Genomic DNA, 1992 nt, shown 5'->3' on the forward strand with positions numbered 1-1992 from the left:
ATTACCTAACGCTGAACTGGAAGCTCCTGAAGATTCGTTGTCAAAACCCATTGCCGAGCTAAAATCCCCTAAGGCTTTATTGCTAAGACCAACTGCTGAGCTAAAACCTCCTGAGGCTTCGTTGCTACTACCTAGTGCTGAGCTGAAACTTCCTGAGGCTTCATTGTCATAACCGACTGCTGAGCTACTATTGGCTAAAGCTGTGTTACTACTACCCAATGCTGAGCTTACAAAACCTAATGCTGTGTTATTACTACCCAATGCTGAGCCAGAACTTCCAGAGGCGGTGTTACCAATCCCTATTGCTGAGCTGGAACTTTCTACGGCCGCGTTACGATGACCTACTGCTGAGCTGAGACTTCCTGAGGCAGTGTTACCAATCCCCATTGCTGAGCTGGAACCTCCTGAGGCTGTGTTCGAACTACCTACTGCTGAGCCAGAACTTCCAGAGGCTTTGTTATTCATCCCTATTGATGAGCTGGAACTTCCTGAAGCTGTGTTGCTATAGCCAACTGCTGAGCTGAAGTCTGCTGAGGCTGTATTAAAAACACCTATTGCTAAACTAGAATTTGCTGAAGCTGCATTGCTATAACCAACTGCTGAACTCTCAGTACCTGAGGCTCTACTATAGACCCCAATTGCTACTGCATCAACACCTGTCGCACCATCATTGTCAGCATTCGACCTTAAGCTCGTTTCAGTTGAATTAATACTCACGTAACGCGTGGTATCACCGCTTGACTCTGCAACTTGCTTGAGCTGAGCGACATTAACCGCATCGGTATCGGTCGTCCCTGCGGCGACGCCTGTGATCTGACGAGTTTGCCAGTTAGCAGGATCAGCATCACTGGTATCTCCAACACTGACTGCCGCTAGCGTTGATTGCCATACTGGCGTAGTTCTGGTGTCTGCACCAAAGCCTTGTACGCCTGCATCAACTGTTGTGGTGCTTTGGCTGCCTAAAGCGATACTGTTACGAATATCAGCAGTTGATCCTGTACCCATAGATAAGCTGTCACGACCACTGGCAACCGACGTATTACCGATAGCGGTGGCGCGGATACCACTCGCGGTTGCGCCTATGCCTAAGTCTTCGTAATCAGCATCTGCAAACTCAAATATCTGACCACCATTACCATCGTCTTTAAAGCGGCGACTGTCAAAGTCTGTTTGTATAGGCGTGGTCGCAGCAGTAAACTCAGCTTGCACCACTGCATTTGCTACCGCAACTCGCGTATCTGTGACCCCACTACCAATAGCAGTAGCACCTGCCTCTAAGGATCTATTCGAACTACCTAACGCTAAGCTGGAAACTCCTGAAGCTGCGTTGCCAAAACCCACTGCCGAGCTAAACCTTCCTGAGGCTTCATTGCGATCACCTACTGCTGAGCTGTAAAAACCTGAGGCTGTGTTACTAAGACCAACTGCTGAGCTGGCAATTCCCGAGGCCGTGTTAAAAGCACCTACTGCTGAGCCGGCAACTCCCGAGGCTTGACTACCTACTCCAATTGCTACTGCATCTAAACCTGTGGCTCCATCATTTTCGCGATTTGAGTTTGCGCCTGCCTCAGTTGAGTTAATACTGACATAACGAATCTTTTGGTCTTTTAGCTGCGCGACGTTGACCGCATCAGTATCTATCGTCCCTGCGGCAACTCCTGTGATTTGACGGGTTTGCCAATTAGAGCTATCAGCATCAGAGGTATCTCCAACACTGACTGCCGCTAAAGTTGATTGCCATACTGGCGTGGTTCTGGTGTCAGCACCGAACCCTGCTACGCCTGAATCGACTGTGGTAACGCTTTGTGATCCTAGTGCAATACTATTACGAATATTCGAAGTTGCGCCTGTCCCCATCGCTACGCTATCACGACCACTGGCGACTGACGTATTACCGATAGCGGTGGCGCGGATGCCACTTGCGGTTGCGCCTATGCCGAGAGCTTCATAGTCACTCATTGCAAACTCAAAAATTCGACCACCATTACCATC

1 pseudogene is annotated in these 1992 nt (G+C 49.3%); it reads right to left on the reverse strand.

The annotated features are described in order from the left end of the window. Nucleotides 1–1959: pseudogene (locus ACTXGO_RS13040) on the reverse strand (hypothetical protein); the annotation flags it as partial. Nucleotides 1960–1992: the final 33 nt, after the last annotated feature.

The organism is Psychrobacter sp. T6-1, assembly GCF_052258445.1.